Raw genomic sequence first — 17,236 nt, 5'->3', positions numbered from 1 at the left:
GAGACAGGCTAGCGGACAGATCAGATCGTGGCCGCGAGCCGGGTGCCCTGCTCTATCGCCCGTTTGGCGTCCAACTCTGCCGCTACGTCCGCACCGCCGATGATGTGTGTGGTGGTGCCCGCGGCCTTCAGCTCGTCGACCAGATCGCGGACCGACTCCTGGCCCGCGCAGATCACGATGGTGTCGACCTCGAGCAAGCGTGGGCGTTCGTGCTTCTCGCCGAACGAGATGTGCAGGCCCGCATCGTCGATCTTCTCGTAGTTCACCCCCGAAAGCTGATGCACGCCTTTGGCTTTCAATGCTGCGCGGTGGACCCACCCGGTGGTCTTCGCGAGACCGGCCCCGATACGTCCCGGCTTGCGTTGCAGGAGGTAGACCTCCCGAGGAGATGCGGCAGGCACCGGGGTGGTCAACGCGCCCGGCGCGGCCTCGGGCTCGGTGACTCCCCACTCCTGCTTCCATTCCTTCAGGTCCAGCGTGGGGGAGGCGTCGGTGGTGAGGAACTCGGAGATGTCGATGCCGATACCGCCGGCACCGATGACCGCGACCCGGTCGCCGACGGCCCTACCGTCGCGTACCAGTTCCGCGTACGAGAGCACGGACGGGTGATCGATACCTGGGATCTGCGGCATTCGGGGAGTGACACCGGTGGCCAGGACCACCTCGTCGAATTCGCCCGCGGTGAGTTCTGCGGCGGTGACCCGAGTATCGAGGTGTACCGCAACATCCGCGTCGCGCAGAGCGGTGGAGAAGTAGCGAATGGTCTCGGCGAACTCTTCCTTGCCGGGAATCAGACGGGCGATACCGAATTGGCCGCCGATCTCGCTCCTGGCCTCGAACAGGCTGACGGCGTGTCCGCGTTGCGCAAGGGTGAGCGCCGCAGACAGTCCGGCGGGCCCGGCCCCGACGACTGCCACCTTCTTGGTCTTCTTCGTCGGCAACAACTGCAGGTCGATCTCGCGACCGGCGCGAGGGTTGACCAGGCACGAGACCTTCTTGTGTACGAAGGCGTGATCGAGGCAGGCCTGATTGCAGGCGATGCAGGTGTTGATTCGATCCGCGGAATCGGAAGCAGCCTTCTCGACCCAGAACGGATCGGCGAGCATCGGCCTGGCCATGGCGATCAGCTGCGCGTCGCCGCGGGCGAGGATGTTCTCGGCGATCTCGGGCATGTTGATGCGGTTGGACGCGGCGACGGGGATGCTCACGTATTTTTCGAGCTTGCCGGTGATGTCGGCGAATGCTGCTCGCGGAACCGAGGTGACGATGGTCGGCACCCGCGATTCGTGCCAGCCGATGTCGGTGTTGATGATGTTCGCGCCTGCGGCCTCGACGTCCTCGGCGAGGGCGACGATGTCGTTCCAACTCTGGCCCTCCTCGACGAGGTCGGCCATCGACAGCCGGAACACGATGAGGAAGTCCGGGCCAACCGCAGCCCGCGTCTGTCGCACGATCTCGACTGCCATTCGGCGACGGTTCTCCGCAGAACCACCCCATTCGTCGCGTCGCTTGTTGGTGCGCTCGGAGAGGAACTGGTTGATGAAGTAGCCTTCGCCGCCCATGATTTCGACGCCGTCGTAGCCGGCGCTCTGTGCGAGTCGGGCGCACCGCACGAAGTTTCTGATCTGCCAGCGAACGCCCCTCGAGGTCAATCGCCTGGGCCGAAAAGGATTGATGGGAGCCTTGATCGACGATGCCGACACACTCAGCGGCTGGTAGGAATAGCGTCCGGCATGGAGGATCTGGAGCGCGATCTTGCCGCCTTCGCGGTGCACGGCAGTGGTGATCCTGCGGTGCCGACGGGCCTCGATGCGGTTGGTCAGCTTGGCCCCGAACGGCAACAGCCACCCGGTGCGATTGGGGGCGTAACCCCCGGTGATGATGAGTGCGACTCCGCCGCGGGCACGCTCGGCGAAGTAGGCCGCCAGGCGGCCGGTGTCGCGGGCGCGATCTTCGAGGCCGGTGTGAATCGATCCCATGATCACGCGGTTCTTCAGCGTGGTTGCGCCGACGTCCAACGGCGACAACAGAATCGGGTACGGACCAGTGGTCTGCTCGGTCTTCACAGTTTCTCCAATACCTCGGTGCACCATTCGGTGAATCCTTCTTCGACACGAATCCCGCCGCGGAGCACCAGGTATTGATGCAGCGCGGTACCGGTCAGGGCAGCGGGGGCCGGAAAGTCCTGCTTCTCGATCAGTCGATACACGTCGAGACGGGTGGCATGTACGTCGCGGTGGCGGGCGACTTCGACTTTCAACGCTTCGATGTCACCGTTGGCCGCTCCGCGAATCTTCACGGCGAGTTCTTCGCGAAGCTGCGAAGGATCGGTCGGTGCGGCGATCCACCGATCGAGCTCGGCTCGGCCCGCAGCGCTGACCGAATAGACCTTCTTGTCGGGTCGGCCGTCCTGCGCGACTGCCTCACCGGTGATCCAGCCCGCTCCATCCATCCGCGTCAGAGTGCGGTAGATCTGCTGGTGAGTTGCACTCCAGAAGAAGCCGATGGACTTGTCGAACCGTCGGGCGAGCTCGTACCCCGAGCCGCTCAGCTCGGTGAGGGAGACCAGAATCGCGTGTTCCAAAGCCACACCCGAGAGTATGTATGCAACGTGGTGACTATGCAACTAGGTGCACCCAAACATGGGCCCGTCGCGGGCTAGTGTTGGCAACCATGGGAACCCAGCCGGAGGCCGCTGTCGTCGGAGTCGCCACAACGCGTAAGCAGGTCACCGCCTGGGGGTTCTGGGACTGGGGATCGGCCGCGTTCAATGCCGTCATTCTCACGTTCGTGTTCTCGGTGTATCTCACCGATGCCGTAGGTGACGACCTACCCGGATCCATCTCGGCGACCACGTGGTTCAGCTGGTCCATCGCGCTGTCGAGCGTCGTAATCGCACTGCTGGCACCGGTGTGCGGGCAGTACTTCGACGCCCGCGGCAAGAGAAAATGGCTGCTGGGGCTATTGACCGCGTTGACGGTCGTGGCCATGGCCGGCTTGTTCTTCGTACAGGACGACTACCACTATCTGTGGCTCGGGCTGCTACTGCTCGGTCTCGGATCCATCATGTTCGAGCTGGCCAGTATTCCGTACAACTCGATGCTGCGGCAGGTCTCCACCCCGGCCAATATCGGACGTGTGTCCGGATTCGGTTGGGCGATGGGCTATTTCGGTGGAATTGTCCTACTCCTTCTGTGCTACCTCGGTTTCATCGTCGGGGACGGCGACACTCGGGGCCTGCTGGGGCTGACCACCGACGGTGGGCTCAACATCAGGCTCGTCGCCGTGCTGGCGGCCGTCTGGCTCGCCGTCTCGGCCATCCCGGTGATGTTCGCAGTTCCCGAAGTGCCCAGGGCCATCGCCGATCCCGAGGCGGCACAGGCCGGCTTCGCGGAGTCCTATCGCGTTCTCTTTCGTGATGTGCGCGAGTTGTGGAGCGCAGACCGGCGTGCCGTCTACTACCTGATCGCCAGCGCACTGTTCCGAGACGGACTGGCGGGCGTGTTCACCTTCGGGGCCGTTCTCGCCGTCAGCGTCTACGGCATCGGCGCGGCGGACGTACTGCTGTTCGGCGTCGCCGCCAATGTCATCGCAGGCCTCGGTGCCATCGTGGCCGGACGGTTCGACGACAGAATCGGACCCAAGAAGGTCATCGTCTTCTCCCTGACGTCGATGATCGGTGCCGGAACCATTCTGCTGTTCGTGTCGGGCCCGACGATGTTCTGGATCTTCGGGCTGATCCTGTGTCTGTTCGTGGGGCCCGCGCAATCGTCTGCGCGCACCTTCCTGGCCCGACTGGCACCGCCCGGGCGCGAGGGGCAGTTCTTCGGACTGTTCGCGACGACGGGTCGGGCCGCGTCGTTTCTCGCGCCCTCGCTGTTCGGGCTGTTCGTGTGGATGTTCGACGCCGACCGCGCAGGTATCGCCGGGCTGATCATCGTCCTCGCCGCCGGGCTGCTGGCATTGCTGAAAGTTCGCGCCCCGGAACAGGTTTAGACCCACCCGATACGATCCAAGATCTCGGCTGCGAGTCTGTCGGGGGCTTCCTCGGGGATCCAGTGGGAGATGCCGTCGAGTTCGACGAATCGGTACGGCGCATCGACGAATTCGCCGCAGCGCTCGGCACCGGCTCGGCCGATGGCGGTGTCGCCGTTGCTCCACACGTAGGTGGTCGGCACCGTCACTGCGGGTAGGTTCGCGAACTGCCGCGTCATCGCGGCATACCAACTCGACGCAGCCGTCAGTGCTCCCGGCACCGTCAGATGCCGAACGTATTCGTCGTCGAGGCTCTCGGCCCCGAACATCGCGCGGAGCCGTTGCGCGTCGTTCTCGGTCAGTACTCGCTCGGCCTTCTCGGGTTCGCGAAGCAAACCGAAGTACTGCGACCGCTGTTGCTGGTCCGGGTCCTCGCGAATGGCCCAGTTGAACGCCGCGGAATGCGGAACGGATGCGGCAGTGAGGCTTCGGACTCGGTCGGGATACTCGGCAGCGACATGCCAGGCGACCACAGCACCCCAGTCGTGGCCCACCAGGTGCGCCGAGTTCAGGTCGAAGGCGTCGAGCAGGCCGAGGACGTCCTCGGTGAGACGCTCGATGCGGTAGTGCTCGACGCCGATCGGGCGGGCACCGGGGGAGTAGCCCCGCTGGTTGGGGGCCAGGACGCGGCAGCCCGCGGCCGTCAATTCGGGGGTCACCCGCGACCACGACGCGTTGGTCTGTGGAAAGCCGTGCAGCGCAACGACGGGTACGCCGTCGACGGGACCTGCCTGTGCCAGCTCGAACGTGTACTCGCCGATGTGTACCTCGGTGGTCATGATGCTCCTTCGCGGCTCGCGCTCGTGCCCGACGGTCAGGCCCGTCGCGGTTCCCATTTGCTCATCCCCAGCATGATCATCCGGATCTGCTTCTCGGTGCGTTCGATGAGGTCTTTCTCGTTCTGACTACCCGGCCGGTCGATCTCCAACAGACCGACCACCGCCGTCAGCATCGTCGAGACCAGGAGGTCGGCCGTCATCTCGAGATCGGAGACGTCCCATCGTTCGAGACCGGGCATGCGAGAGAGGTCGATGGTCAGCTCGCTGACGAACAGCCGGAGCTCGGTGGCGAACGCGCGACGTACCTCGGTGACTCCGCCGTAGCGCTCGCGACTGAGGAAGCGGAACTGATCCTCGTGGCTGCGGACCTGACGAACCAGGATGCCGAAGGATTCGGTGGCCGTCTTGGTACTCGGGTTGCGTCTGGCGTCGCGCAGCATCTGGCGCAGCATGCGCATGCTGTCCTCGACCAACGCGACCCCGAGGTCTTCCATGGACGCGAAGTGTCGATAGAACGCGGTGGGGACGATGCCGGCGGACCGCGCGACCTCACGCAGGCTCACGCTCGCGAACGACCGTTCGCGAAGCAGATCGAGTGTGCCGTCGATCAAGGCCTGCCGCGTGCGCTCCTTGCGCTCCGCGCGGGTACCCGGTTCTGTCACGGCGTCCAGTTTATGGGCGGGCACTCTGTGATCTCCCCTCCGGTTGCTTCCGCGGTCCCCGTGAACTTCACATGAGGTCTGTAATGGCGGTCACATAAACGTTGACAGGTACCGGTGTCGCTCTGTCACACTCATGTTAGTGCACAATCGTTCACTGAATGGGTCGTAGGGTTCGATCCGGTTAGGGAGGATGGAATGACGCTTCAAGAACGTCCGACGCGACCCACGGGTTCGCGCAAGTTCTCGCTTCTTTCCCTGTTCGAGGCCATGGCCACGCCCCACGCGCTCGATCGGTACCTGGAGCTGGTCGACCCCATGACGACCGTTCGTGATTTGCGCGGTGAAGTGACCGAGATACACCGGTCCACCGAAGATTCGCTCACGCTCACCATCCGCCCCACCCGACAGTGGAAGGGCTTTCAGGCCGGCCAGTTCGTTCAGGTCGGGGTGGTCATCGACGGCGTACGTCAGACTCGCTGCTACTCGCCGGCCTGTTCGCAGTACCGCAAGGACGGCCGAATCGAGCTGACGATCAAGGCGCACCCCGAGGGGCTGGTCTCGCAGTATCTGCACAAGAACGCCCACGTCGGCCTCGTCGTCAGCCTGTCGCAGGCGGACGGCACGTTCAAGCTTCCCCAGCCACGCCCGGCGCGCACGCTGCTGATCAGCGGCGGCAGCGGCATCACGCCCGTGCTGTCCATGCTCAGGTCGCTGCTGGACGAGGGGTACAGCAGCGACCTGACCTTCCTGCACTACGCGTACACCGAGAACGACGTCGCGTACAAGCAGGAGCTCGAGAAGATCGCCGCCGAGCACGACAACGTGAACCTCGTCTTCGCGTACACCGAGCAGACGACCGGCGGGGACCTGCACGGGTTCTTCGGCAAGGAGCACCTCGACGCCGTGGCGCCGTGGTTCGCAGACGCGGACACCTTCCTGTGCGGTCCGCCCGGGCTGATGAAGGGCGTGACGTCGTTCTTCGACGACGCAGGGCTCGGCGACCGACTGCACCTCGAGGAATTCACACCGTCCTTCGCCACCGTGAGCGACGACGTCACCGGAACCACCACGTTCTCCGGAAGTGACGTCGCCGCCGAGAACGACGGTGCAACGTTGCTCGAACAAGCCGAGGGAGCCGGTCTGTCGCCGGCCAACGGGTGCCGAATGGGCATCTGCTTCACCTGCACCTCGGTGAAGAAGTCCGGCTGCACCAAGAACATCAAGACCGGTGAGACCGACACCGAATCCGACAAGAAGATCCAGCTCTGTGTGTCCGTTGCCGTCGGCGACGTCGACATCGACATCTAGTCCCGGAGCTCCCGCCCACCACCCGATCGAATTGGAGATCAGCAGATGCTCGGAACGATTCTCTCGATCCTGCCCACCGCCGTCATTCCCTTCCGACGCAACGAAACGTTGCCCGACGAGCCGACCGTACTGACGTACGAACAGGTCGAAGAGCTCGGCCGCGAACTCGACGACCTGCGGGCCCGCACCGTCGCCAAACTGGGCGACGAGGACCGCGAATACATCTACAAGATCATCAAGGCGCAGCGCGGGCTCGAGATCACCGGACGCGCACTGATGTACCTGCCTTTCGTCCCGCCGGCATGGCTCGCCGGTGTCGGCGCACTCGGCGTCGCGAAGATCCTCGACAACATGGAGATCGGCCACAACGTCATGCACGGCCAGTACGACTGGATGCGTGAGCCGGGTCTGAACTCCGAGGTGTTCGAGTGGGACACCGTCTGCCCGGCAGACCAGTGGAAGCACTCGCACAACTACATGCACCACACATTCACCAACATCGTCGGCATGGACCGCGACATCGGGTACGGCATCCTGCGCATGGATCAGGACCAGAAGTGGAACCCGTACTACCTGGGCAACCCCGTCTACGCATTCCTGCTCATGACGTTCTTCGAGTGGGGCGTCATGCTGCACGACCTCGAGACCGAGAACATCGTCGCCGGTAAGAGGAAGTGGCACGACGTCAAGCCGCTGCTGCAGGGAATGTGGCGCAAGGCGGGCAAGCAGGCTCTCAAGGATTACGTCATCTTCCCCGCTCTGACCGGGCCGTTCTTCGCCTCGACCGTGGTCGGCAACGTTGCTGCGAACCTGATCCGGAACGTGTGGACGTACTCGATCATCTTCTGCGGCCACTTCCCGACGGGGGTGCAGACCTTCAGTCAGGAGGAGACCGCCGACGAGAGCCGGGGCGAATGGTACGTCCGTCAGATGCTCGGATCGGCCAACATCGAGGGTTCGCCACTGTTCCACATCATGTCCGGCAACCTCTCGCACCAGATCGAGCACCACCTCTTCCCGGATCTGCCCGCGCACCGCTACCCGCAGATCGCACCCGAGGTCAAGGCTCTGTGCCAGAAGTACGACCTGCCGTACAACACCGGCGGCTTCTTCCACCAGATCGGTACCGTGTGGGGCAAGATCTTCAAGCTCGCTCTGCCCAACTCGCTCACCGGATCGGCGGCTCCGGCCAGTGTTATCGTCGAGCGTAAGAAGACCGACGCAGCGTGACGACTTCGAAGGGGGCGGTCCTGGTGGTGGGAAGGTTCGAGCGCAACAAGGACACCGTGCAGGATTTCACCGAGTCTGCGGCGACACACGTCGGCAGAATCGTGGTGATCATCGCCGGAGCGGTCCGTGACGTCACTCGCGAGATCGGTGATCTGATCACCGATGGAATCGAAATGCGCGAGGCCGCGAAGAAGGCCGAGCGTGACGCGCCGCTGGGCACCGTGATCAACGGAGAGTTCGAGACCCGCGACCGGCACTGACTCACCGCACGATCGACGAAGCCGCCCGAGTATTGCTCGGGCGGCTTTCTCGTGTCTCGGGCGCGGATGGCTAGCGGCGGCGCAGTCTCCACAGCGACGTGGTCTCGCGCGACCGGGCATCGTGCAGAACATCGGAGGTGTCGGTCGCTCGAGAATGCGATGGCACGGTGTCCATCCGGTCGACGACGGTCAGGCCGGCCTTGTCGATCGACGCGAGAAGGTCTGTGCGCGTAACCAATCCGAGCAACTCGGCGAGGTCGGACAACACCAACCAGGCCTCGCCGTCGGGCGTCAGATGCCCGCCGAGGCGGCTGAGGAACGATTTGAGCATGCGAGAACCGGGATCGTAGACGGCATGCTCGATCCCCGACGTCGGCTTGGTGGGTATCCACGGCGGGTTGCAGACGATCAATCCCGCGCGGCCGCTCGGGAAGATGTCGGTCTGCACCACCTCGACCCGATCGCTGTACCCGAGTGCGTCGAGATTGGCGCGGGCGCACGCGACCGATCGGGGGTCCTTGTCGGTCGCCACCACCGCAGGTACGCCCCGGCGCGCGAGTACCGCAGCCAGCACACCCGAGCCCGTCCCGATGTCGAAAGCCCGGCCCGTGGCAGGTAGCGGTGCGTCGGCGACGAGCTGGATGTACTCACCGCGGACAGGCGAGAACACTCCGTAGTGGGGATGAACGGACGCGTCCAGCGCCGGCACGAACACTCCCTTGCGGCGCCACTCGTGTGCGCCGATGATCCCGAGCAGTTCCCGTAGTGACAGGACGCAGGCCGAGGCATCGGGACCCAGTGCTTCCGCTACGGCCGATCGCACCTCCGGCGCTCGGCCGAGATCGAGCCGTAGATCCGAATCAAGTTGCACCAGAAGCATTCCCAATACCCGTGCGCGCCGCGCCTGGTACTGACGATGCAGGTGGAACCGCTCGGCGGGCGACGCGTTCTCGGGCTGTGTGGCCGGTGGTACCCGCCGCGTCATGGCCGACAGGAGCTGGCGAGCGTTGTTGTAATCGCCACGCCACAGCAGAGACTCGCCGATCGTCGCCAGCTTGTAGGCCACGTCCGCCGTCGTCGCGTCGTCGACGATCCGCACCACCCGCGGTGGCGGCGCACCGTTCTCCGACTGCCATCGCGCGGACCGTTCGATGCCGTCCTCGACCCACGTGACGCTCATGCTGCAGTGTGCGGGTACTCCGCACTGCGATGTTGGAAGGCAAGGATATTGGGGTTCACGATGACACCCTCCCTGATTTCGATGGAACGCTCGATGGTGGCGTCCTCACTCCACGCCGCGGGCCCGTCGAGAACCACGCGAAGGTAGGGCAGCAACGATTCGCTGATCTCCCACGTCGCCGAATTCCACAGATAGGACGGGCTGTGGTCGACGGCGTAGTAGTGCACGTTGTCACCGACGGTGAACATCGGGTCGGCGAACGACGTGGGCCGCGCCCATTCGAATCCCATTCCCTCGTCACACGAGACGTCCACGACCAGGGTGCCCGGCGTCAATGTGGGCAGGTCCTCGTTCGCCAAGAACGTCAGTGGTGAGTTTGTATCCTGCAGTACGCAATTGACGATTACATCGTGGTCGGACAGGAACTGCGAGAGTGGGATTCGACCGTCGGGAGTCAGCGCTCGGCTCTGGCGGGGATCGGCGTCGTCGAGATCGAAGTTGACGATGTTGGCCGAGTGGATCGGCGAACCCACCGCCGTGACCCCACGCTGAGTGAGGACGTCGACGTCGTGAATCCCGTGTGCACTGAGCGCGGTGACCGCGCCGCGAGCCGTGGCTCCGAAACCGATGACAGCGGCCCGCAACCTGCGGCCGTAGTCCCCGGTGGAACCGATCAGCTGCAATGCGTGCAGCACCGAGCAGTATCCGGCCAATTCGTTGTTCTTGTGGAACACATGAAGATTGAACCAGCCGTCCTGCGTCCAGTGGTTCATGGCCTCGAAGGCGATCAGCGTGAGCTTGCGGTCGACGGCGATCTGGGTGAGCCTTTCGTCCTGCACACAGTGCGGCCAACCCCAGAGCGTCTGGCCAGGTCGAAGTGACTCGAGATCTTCGGCCTGAGGCTTCGGCAGCAGAATCACGTCGCACCGAGCAATGAGCTCGGCGCGGGTGCCGATGCCCGCGACCTGCGTGGCCAGGTGCTCGTCGGAGATTCCGAACGGTTCGCCGTAGCCGGATTCGAGGAACATTCGGCTTCGAATGTCGGCGTCGATGCGATCGAAATGAAGAGGATGAATCGGTAGTCGACGCTCATCGGGCTTGCGCGAACGTGAGAGGACTCCGAGAGTGAGCTGATGCACGTGTAACCCTTCGTTACGCGAAGTCAACCACAGTAACGCGAGTCGGCCAGCGTTCGCGCTGGTCAGAGGGTGCCCCCGGCAGGATTCGAACCTGCGACCAAGGGATTAGAAGGCCCTTGCTCTATCCCCTGAGCTACGGAGGCTGGCACGCGCGGACAGGCCCGCTCGAGCACGGTTGACGAGTGTACCTTTCCGCCTACGGCGATCACACCGGCATGGGTTGAGGGAGCAGTGCAGGGGGAAGCCTGTGATGTCGTAGACGTTCCGGCCGGCACCCGAAGGAGGTTCGATGCACGACATTCTGGACGAGCTGCTGCACGCCTGGCAGACCGGCGACGCGGCCGCGGTGGCAACGGTCGTGCAGACATTCGACTCCGCGCCGCGTCCTGTGGGTGCGTCGATGATGGTCGGCCAGGACGGTGCGGTCGCCGGTTCGGTGTCCGGCGGCTGCGTCGAGGGTGCCGTGTACGAGTCGGCGCACGACGTGATGCAGTCCGGTACCCCGATACTCACTCGATACGGGGTGTCGGACGACGACGCATTCGCAGTCGGGCTCACGTGTGGGGGAACGCTGGATGTGTTCGTGCAGGCGGTGTCGAAGCACACCTTTCCCGAGTTCGGTGACGTCGTGGCGAACGTGCGCCGCAACGTCCCGGTTGCAGTGGCCACCGTGATCGCTCATGCCGACGCAACACGGGTCGGTCGGAGAGCAGTTCTGACGGAGTCGGGTATTCGCGGTTCCCTCGGCAGCTCGCGGGCGGACGCCGCCATTGCCGACGACGCGAAAGGGCTACTTGCAGCGGGACGTTCGACTGTTCTGACGTACGGAACCGACGGCCAGCGCCGCGGTCGGGGAATGCAGGTGTTCGTGTCCAGTCATGCGCCGTCGCCGAGAATGCTCGTGTTCGGTGCCATCGACTTCGCTGCGGCGGTTGCGCAGCAGGGTGCCTTTCTGGGCTACCGCGTCACCGTCTGCGACGCCCGATCCGTGTTTGCGACCCCGCAGCGCTTTCCCGCTGCCGAGCAGGTGGTGGTCGCGTGGCCGCACGACTACCTGAACCAACAGTGGGCGGCGGGGGAGTTGGACGAGAGGACCGTGGTCTGTGTGTTGACTCACGACCCGAAGTTCGATGTGCCACTGCTCGAAGTGGCGTTGCGGATTCCGGCCCTGGCGTTCGTCGGAGCGATGGGCTCGCGGCGAACCCATGACGACCGCATCGCCCGGTTACGGGCGGCAGGAGTGACCGAGACCGAACTCGCGCGATTGTCGAGCCCGATCGGACTCGACCTGGGTGCACGCACGCCGCAGGAGACCGCGGTGTCCATTGCGGCGGAGATCATCGCCCAGAGATGGGGCGGGAGCGGGACGCCTCTCCGGCAGCAGCACGGACGCATCCACCACGACTCGCTGGACGCCGAGGACGGGGCAAAGTACGACGCTGTGTAGGACTCGCGTTTCGAGTACTGCCGAACACCTCTTACTCTGGTGGTATGGCCACACCGGATCTCGACAAGACCGACCCGTCGCACGCCGGGGACTCCACCGGCGATGTGCGGTCGGACGACGGTACGGGCAATGCAGATCCCCGCTCGGCAACCACGTCGGTGTTCGTCACTGCCGGCGTCATCGCCGGTGTCGTCGCTGCCCTGATCGTCATGCTGTCCGCGTCGGACGCGTTGGTCCTGCTCGGTATCCCTGATCCCGGCCCGGCCACTACCTACGGACTGCCCGCCCTGCGTGCGATCGGTGAGATCGCAGCGGTCATCGCGGTCGGCTCGTTCCTGCTGGCGGCGTTCCTGGTTCCGCCGCAGAAGAACGGCGTGCTCGACGTGGACGGCTACCGGGCGGTTCGCACCGGCTCGGTCGCATCCATCGTCTGGGCCGTATGTGCGCTTCTCCTCGTGCCGTTGACGCTGTCCGACACCTCCGGCCAGCCGTTCGCCGAGGCCGTGAAGCCGGCGAATCTGTGGATCGCGCTGGATCAGGTGGAGATCGCCAGTGCGTGGCGGTGGACGGCCATCATGGCCGTCGTCGTCGCCATTGCATCGCGGACGGTACTGCGGTGGTCCTGGACGCCTGCGCTGCTCGGATTCTCGCTGGCCACCCTGCTGCCCATTGCGCTCAGTGGTCATTCCTCGGCGGGCGGATCGCACGACATCGCGACCAACTCGCTGATCCTGCACCTCGGTGCCGCATCGTTGTGGGCGGGCGGGCTGTTCGCACTGCTTGCACATGTTCGCAGACGCGGCGCGCACACCGACGTCGCTGCTCGGCGGTTCTCCACGATCGCCGGCGTCTGCTTCGTCGTCATGGGTATCAGCGGAGTCATCAACGCCCTGGTTCGGGTGTCCCTCGCCGATCTGTTCACCACCACCTACGGCCTGCTGATCGTGGGCAAGATTCTCGCGTTGATCGTGCTCGGCGGATTCGGTTGGATGCAGCGGCGTCGCGCTCTGCCCGCACTGATCGCCGATCCCACCGCCCGTGGACCGCTGCTCCGGTTCGCCGGGGCCGAGGTGCTCGTTCTCGCCGCGACCGTCGGTCTGGCCGTCGGCCTCGGGCGAACACCACCGCCCGCCGAGATCGACCCGAACCTGACGCCGACCGAGGCCGCGCTCGGATACGACCTCAGCGGACCGCCGACGTTCGCCCGTATGGCTTTCGACTGGCGCTTCGACCTGATCTTTGGCACCGCCGCGATCGTGATGGCCGTGGTGTATCTGATCGGGGTCCGTCGGCTGCGACTGCGCGGCGACGCGTGGCCCGTCGGTCGCACCGTCGCCTGGGTCCTGGGCTGCCTCACACTGCTGATCAGTACGTCTTCGGGCATCGGACGGTATTCCACGGCAGTGTTCAGCGTGCACATGACCGGACACATGATGCTGTCGATGCTTGCGCCGGTTCTGCTCGCGCTCGGTGGTGCACTGACGTTGGCGTTGCGTGTCCTGCCCGCGGCAGGCAAGGACGGCGTCCCGGGGATGCGCGAGTGGTTGCTGATGGGCCTGCACAGTCGACTGTCGCAGTTCGTCACCCACCCGCTCGTCGCGGCGCTGATCTTCGTGGGCGGCTTCTACGTGCTCTATCTCGGCGGAATCTTCGGGGCCGTACTGGACAGTCACGGAGCTCATCTGTTGATGAACCTGCACTTCGTGCTCAGCGGATACCTGTTCTACTGGACGGTCATCGGCGTCGATCCGTCTCCGCGCAAGATTGCTCCGGTCACCAAACTCGCCGTGGTGTTCGGCTCACTGCCGTTCCATGCGTTCTTCGGTGTGGCGCTGATGAGCATGAACACCGTCATGGGTGCCTGGTTCTACCGCACGCTCGGCCTCGACTGGAACTCCGACCTACTGGGGGACCAGAAGCTCGGTGGCGGCATCGCGTGGGCAACCGGCGAGGTGCCTCTGGTGCTGGTCATGCTCGCACTGCTGATCCAGTGGTCCCGCAGCGACGATCGCGACGCCAGGCGCGGCGACAGAGCCGCCGAGCGTGACCACGACGCCGACCTGGCCGCGCACAACGCGATGTTCGCCGAGCTGGCCCGTCGTGATCGGGACGGCAGGCAGTAGCTTCGTTTCAGTCGCTGCCGGCGATCTTGTGCAGAAGCCGGTCGAGTTCGGTGCGTTCGGCCGGCTCGAGGCCGTCGAACAGGTCCGCGGACACCTGACGTCGTGCCTCGTCGACGCGGTCGAGCAGGGCGCGGCCGGCGTCGGTCAGCTCGACCAGGACAGCGCGTCGATCACTCGGGTCCGGCGCTCGCGTCACCAGTTCTGCCGCTTCGAGTGAGTCGACGATGTCGGTGGCCGATCGAGCGACGATACGGAGGTGCTCGGCCAGATCACGCAATCGGACCGATTCTCGTTCGCGGGCCAAGACGTGCATGGCCCTGCTCTGCGACGGGTTGAGTCCGAACGGTTCCAGCGCAGTCATGTGGCTTCGCCGAATTCTTCGGGCAACGGCCATGAACGAATCGCTCAGGTTGGGCGAGTGTCCGGTGTTCATACGACGGATCATAGCGAGGCTTGCTCACAACCTCATAGTGAGGTAACCTCTGCATATTACTTCAGCTACCACGGAGGTCTACTTGGAAAGCCGTCCCGAACGCGTACCACTCGCTTCCGATCCAGCGCCCGTCCGACGAGTCCTGGCTCTGTTCACGCCCTACCGGCGCAAGATCGCTGCCGTCAGCGCGATCATCGTGGCCAGCGCCATCATTGCGCTCGCCTCTCCTCTACTTCTTCGCGAACTCCTCGATCATGCAATTCCCGACCGCGACGTCACGCTCGTCAGCCTCATCGCGGTCGGCATGATCGCTGTTGCAGTCGCCACCAACACTCTCGGCGTGGTGCAGACCTGGATGTCCAACGGCGTCGGTCAGCAACTCATGCACGATCTGCGCGTGCAGGTCTATTCGCACCTGCAGAGACAGTCCCTCGGATTCTTCGCGCGAACGCGCACCGGTGAGGTGCAATCGCGTATCGCGAACGACATCGGCGGCATGCAATCCGTCGTCACCAACACCGCGACGTCCATCGCGCAGAACGCCACGACGGTCGCAGCGACCGTGGTCGCGCTCTTCCTGCTCGATTGGAAGCTCGCCACGTTCTCGCTGATCATCCTGCCGATCTTCGTGCGAGTCGCTCGACGTATCGGCGACGAGCGTCGCAAGATCTCGACCAAGCGGCAGAAATTGCTCAGCGATCTGTCCGTCCAGATCGAGGAATCACTGTCCGTCAGTGGAATTCTTCTGGGCAAGACCACCGGTTCCGCCCAGGCGTTGACCGACAAATTCGCCGACCGATCGCACGAGGTGGCCGGTGTCGAACTGGCCGCGATGATGGCGGGCAAGTGGCGGATGGCGACAATTCAGATCAGCTTCGCCGTGATGCCCGCTCTGGTGTACTGGTTCGCCGGCATCACCATCGGTCAGGGGAGTGCGTTGACGATCGGCACCCTGGTCGCGTTCACCGCATTGCAGACCCAATTGTTCCGGCCCACCATGCAATTGCTCAACACCGGCGTCGAAGTACAGGCATCCTTGGCGTTGTTCGGCAGAGTCTTCGAGTATCTCGATCTGCCCATCGATGTCGCCGAACCCGAGCACCCGATCACACTCTCGCGAGAGAGCGTGCGCGGCGATGTCGCATTCCGCGGCGTCGACTTCACCTATGCCGCCGCGACTGTCCCGACTCTGTGCAACATCGATCTCGACGTACCGGCCGGGAGCACGCTCGCGCTCGTCGGCGCAACCGGATCGGGCAAGACCACGCTGGGATACCTCGTTGCCCGCCTGCATGATCCGACAGCCGGCTCGGTGACCATCGACGGTGTCGACTTGCGGCACCTGGCGTCGGAGAACATTGCCGACCTGGTGGGCGTCGTCTCTCAGGAGACCTACCTGTTCCACGCCACCATCAGGGAGAACTTGCGGTTCGCCAAACCCGACGCCACCGACGACGAGATCGTGGCTGCCGCTCGGACGGCCCAGATTCACGACTTCATCGACGGTCTCGACGACGGTTACGACACGATGGTCGGCGAGCGCGGCTACCGATTCTCCGGTGGTGAGAAGCAGCGCATCGCAATCGCCCGGACTGTCCTGCGCAACCCGCCGATTCTGGTGCTCGACGAGGCGACGAGCGCCCTGGACAATCGCACCGAACGCGCAGTGCAGACAGCGCTCGACGGTTTGATGCACGGCCGTACCACCATTCTGATCGCCCATCGCCTGTCCACAGTGCGTGCAGCAGACGCCATCGCGGTACTCGATCACGGCATCGTGCGCGAGGTCGGAAGCCACGAGGCGCTGCTCACCGAAGACGGTATGTACGCCCAATTGGTCCGTGCCGCAGACGATGTCGTGGACAGCGTTGCTGCATGATCAGGGTTGTTGCATGATCAGGGTTGTTGCATGAGCTGGGCTGCCGCGTGAGCGAGCTTCGAACGATCGCCGGCCGGGTTGTGTGCGAGACCGAGGTCAAGAGATCGCGGTTCGTCACCGTGGTGGACAGGGCGAGCACCGAGGCCGACGCTCGCGCGGTCATCGCAGCGGCGCGGAAAGCGGATCCGACTGCCGGACATCACTGTTCGGCATTCATCGTCGAATCCTCGGCTGCAGGCATCGTTGTCGTCCACGAAGGCTTGACCCACCGCATCGAGCGATCCAACGACGACGGCGAACCCAGCGGCACGGCAGGAACGCCGATGCTCGAGGTGTTGCGCGGTCATGGGCTGACCAACGTGGTCGCGGTGGTCGGCAGATATTTCGGCGGCACCAAGCTCGGTACCGGCGGATTGGCCCGCGCGTACGGCGGTGCGGTCACCGAGGCACTCGCCCAGGCTCGGTTTCTCACCCGAGAGCGACGCGACGTGCTGACCCTCGAACTCGACCACGCCGAGGTGGGACGGGTCGAATCGGAGCTACGCGGACACGGGGCGTCGGTGCTCGATTCCGCCTACGACACTCGAGCCGTGCTCACCGTCGCCGTCGCAGACGCCGATTCGACTGCAGCGCTGGTGGCTTCGCTCACCGCCGGACGGGTGGTGCCGGCAATCGGTGGGCACGTCTACGTAGAGACAGCCGAGTAGCACACCGGTCCGACACGAGTGGCGTCATGACCAGCCGATCCTGGACGTTCATCC

General features: G+C 64.6%; 15 protein-coding genes and 1 tRNA gene. 8 read left to right on the top strand and 8 right to left on the bottom strand.

What is annotated here, in order from left to right:
• Positions 1 to 20: 20 nt before the first annotated feature.
• Together CH268_RS14050 and CH268_RS14045 are read right to left on the bottom strand one after the other, a co-directional pair.
• The gene (locus CH268_RS14050) at positions 21 to 2,093 is read right to left on the bottom strand and encodes an NADPH-dependent 2,4-dienoyl-CoA reductase (RefSeq protein WP_094664673.1); all 2,073 of its coding nucleotides are present in this window, start codon (positions 2,091 to 2,093) and stop codon (positions 21 to 23) included.
• The gene (locus CH268_RS14045; protein ID WP_027497612.1) at positions 2,063 to 2,590 is read right to left on the bottom strand and encodes a PadR family transcriptional regulator; all 528 of its coding nucleotides are present in this window, start codon (positions 2,588 to 2,590) and stop codon (positions 2,063 to 2,065) included. Before CH268_RS14045 ends, CH268_RS14050 begins: the two co-directional genes overlap by 31 nt.
• Before the next feature lie 83 nt (positions 2,591 to 2,673).
• On the opposite strand from CH268_RS14045, the gene CH268_RS14040 reads away from it, so the two are divergent.
• Positions 2,674 to 3,996: an MFS transporter gene (locus CH268_RS14040; protein ID WP_094664671.1), complete on the top strand. Its 1,323-nt coding sequence runs from the start codon at positions 2,674 to 2,676 to the stop codon at positions 3,994 to 3,996.
• Here CH268_RS14040 and CH268_RS14035 read toward each other — a convergent pair.
• Complete coding sequence (locus CH268_RS14035; protein WP_094664779.1) at positions 3,993 to 4,814, bottom strand: alpha/beta fold hydrolase; 822 nt, start codon at positions 4,812 to 4,814, stop codon at positions 3,993 to 3,995. The genes CH268_RS14040 and CH268_RS14035 overlap by 4 nt on opposite strands.
• A 35-nt stretch (positions 4,815 to 4,849) precedes the next feature.
• Complete coding sequence (locus tag CH268_RS14030; RefSeq protein ID WP_027497609.1) at positions 4,850 to 5,476, bottom strand: TetR family transcriptional regulator; 627 nt, start codon at positions 5,474 to 5,476, stop codon at positions 4,850 to 4,852.
• 195 nt (positions 5,477 to 5,671) lie between these two features.
• Between CH268_RS14030 and CH268_RS14025 the strand changes: the two genes are divergently transcribed.
• The 3 genes from CH268_RS14025 to CH268_RS14015 are packed head-to-tail and all read left to right on the top strand — an operon-like array spanning position 5,672 to position 8,274.
• Positions 5,672 to 6,784, top strand: coding sequence for a ferredoxin reductase (locus tag CH268_RS14025; protein ID WP_032368224.1), 1,113 nt, complete (start codon positions 5,672 to 5,674; stop codon positions 6,782 to 6,784).
• Between the two features lie 45 nt (positions 6,785 to 6,829).
• A complete protein-coding gene (locus CH268_RS14020; RefSeq protein WP_032368223.1) occupies positions 6,830 to 8,014 on the top strand; it encodes a fatty acid desaturase family protein in 1,185 nt (394 codons plus the stop codon).
• Between the two features lie 23 nt (positions 8,015 to 8,037).
• Positions 8,038 to 8,274, top strand: coding sequence for a hypothetical protein (locus tag CH268_RS14015; RefSeq protein WP_027497606.1), 237 nt, complete (start codon positions 8,038 to 8,040; stop codon positions 8,272 to 8,274).
• Positions 8,275 to 8,344: 70 nt separating this feature from the next.
• On the opposite strand, the gene CH268_RS14010 is transcribed toward CH268_RS14015, so the two are convergent.
• From CH268_RS14010 to CH268_RS14000, 3 genes are all read right to left on the bottom strand, one after another.
• A complete protein-coding gene (locus tag CH268_RS14010; protein ID WP_094664669.1) occupies positions 8,345 to 9,454 on the bottom strand; it encodes a methyltransferase in 1,110 nt (369 codons plus the stop codon).
• Complete coding sequence (locus CH268_RS14005) at positions 9,451 to 10,593, bottom strand: N(5)-(carboxyethyl)ornithine synthase (RefSeq protein WP_032406772.1); 1,143 nt, start codon at positions 10,591 to 10,593, stop codon at positions 9,451 to 9,453. The genes CH268_RS14010 and CH268_RS14005 overlap by 4 nt, the downstream gene beginning before the upstream one ends.
• Before the next feature lie 70 nt (positions 10,594 to 10,663).
• Positions 10,664 to 10,736: transfer RNA gene (locus tag CH268_RS14000), tRNA-Arg, on the bottom strand.
• A 146-nt stretch (positions 10,737 to 10,882) separates the two neighbouring features.
• On the opposite strand from CH268_RS14000, the gene CH268_RS13995 reads away from it, so the two are divergent.
• Positions 10,883 to 12,040, top strand: coding sequence for an XdhC family protein (locus tag CH268_RS13995; RefSeq protein WP_032370203.1), 1,158 nt, complete (start codon positions 10,883 to 10,885; stop codon positions 12,038 to 12,040).
• A 209-nt stretch (positions 12,041 to 12,249) separates the two neighbouring features.
• A complete protein-coding gene (locus CH268_RS13990) occupies positions 12,250 to 14,163 on the top strand; it encodes a cytochrome c oxidase assembly protein (protein WP_371827926.1) in 1,914 nt (637 codons plus the stop codon).
• Between the two features lie 7 nt (positions 14,164 to 14,170).
• Here CH268_RS13990 and CH268_RS13985 read toward each other — a convergent pair whose 3' ends face one another.
• The gene (locus CH268_RS13985) at positions 14,171 to 14,596 is read right to left on the bottom strand and encodes a MarR family winged helix-turn-helix transcriptional regulator (RefSeq protein ID WP_032368218.1); all 426 of its coding nucleotides are present in this window, start codon (positions 14,594 to 14,596) and stop codon (positions 14,171 to 14,173) included.
• 82 nt (positions 14,597 to 14,678) lie between these two features.
• Here CH268_RS13985 and CH268_RS13980 point away from each other — a divergent pair, with 82 nt between their 5' ends.
• Positions 14,679 to 16,475: an ABC transporter ATP-binding protein gene (locus CH268_RS13980; RefSeq protein ID WP_094664667.1), complete on the top strand. Its 1,797-nt coding sequence runs from the start codon at positions 14,679 to 14,681 to the stop codon at positions 16,473 to 16,475.
• A 47-nt stretch (positions 16,476 to 16,522) separates the two neighbouring features.
• The gene (locus CH268_RS13975) at positions 16,523 to 17,182 is read left to right on the top strand and encodes an IMPACT family protein (protein WP_094664665.1); all 660 of its coding nucleotides are present in this window, start codon (positions 16,523 to 16,525) and stop codon (positions 17,180 to 17,182) included.
• Positions 17,183 to 17,236 lie beyond the last annotated feature (54 nt).

It is taken from the genome of Rhodococcus sp. 06-1460-1B, assembly GCF_002258475.1.
Lineage (GTDB): Bacteria > Actinomycetota > Actinomycetes > Mycobacteriales > Mycobacteriaceae > Rhodococcoides > Rhodococcoides fascians.
This window is presented reverse-complemented; position numbering and strand designations above follow the sequence as displayed.

Bases quoted from the DNA above. Each gene is read 5' to 3' on its own strand.
- CH268_RS14050 (WP_094664673.1), bottom strand. From the start codon at position 2,093: ATGGTGCACCGAGGTATTGGAGAAACTGTGAAGACCGAGCAGACCACT.
- CH268_RS14040 (WP_094664671.1), top strand. From the start codon at position 2,674: ATGGGAACCCAGCCGGAGGCCGCTGTCGTCGGAGTCGCCACAACGCGT.
- CH268_RS14035 (WP_094664779.1), bottom strand. From the start codon at position 4,814: ATGACCACCGAGGTACACATCGGCGAGTACACGTTCGAGCTGGCACAG.
- CH268_RS14025 (WP_032368224.1), top strand. From the start codon at position 5,672: ATGACGCTTCAAGAACGTCCGACGCGACCCACGGGTTCGCGCAAGTTC.
- CH268_RS14020 (WP_032368223.1), top strand. From the start codon at position 6,830: ATGCTCGGAACGATTCTCTCGATCCTGCCCACCGCCGTCATTCCCTTC.
- CH268_RS14010 (WP_094664669.1), bottom strand. From the start codon at position 9,454: ATGAGCGTCACGTGGGTCGAGGACGGCATCGAACGGTCCGCGCGATGG.
- CH268_RS13995 (WP_032370203.1), top strand. From the start codon at position 10,883: ATGCACGACATTCTGGACGAGCTGCTGCACGCCTGGCAGACCGGCGAC.
- CH268_RS13990 (WP_371827926.1), top strand. From the start codon at position 12,250: ATGCTGTCCGCGTCGGACGCGTTGGTCCTGCTCGGTATCCCTGATCCC.
- CH268_RS13985 (WP_032368218.1), bottom strand. From the start codon at position 14,596: ATGAACACCGGACACTCGCCCAACCTGAGCGATTCGTTCATGGCCGTT.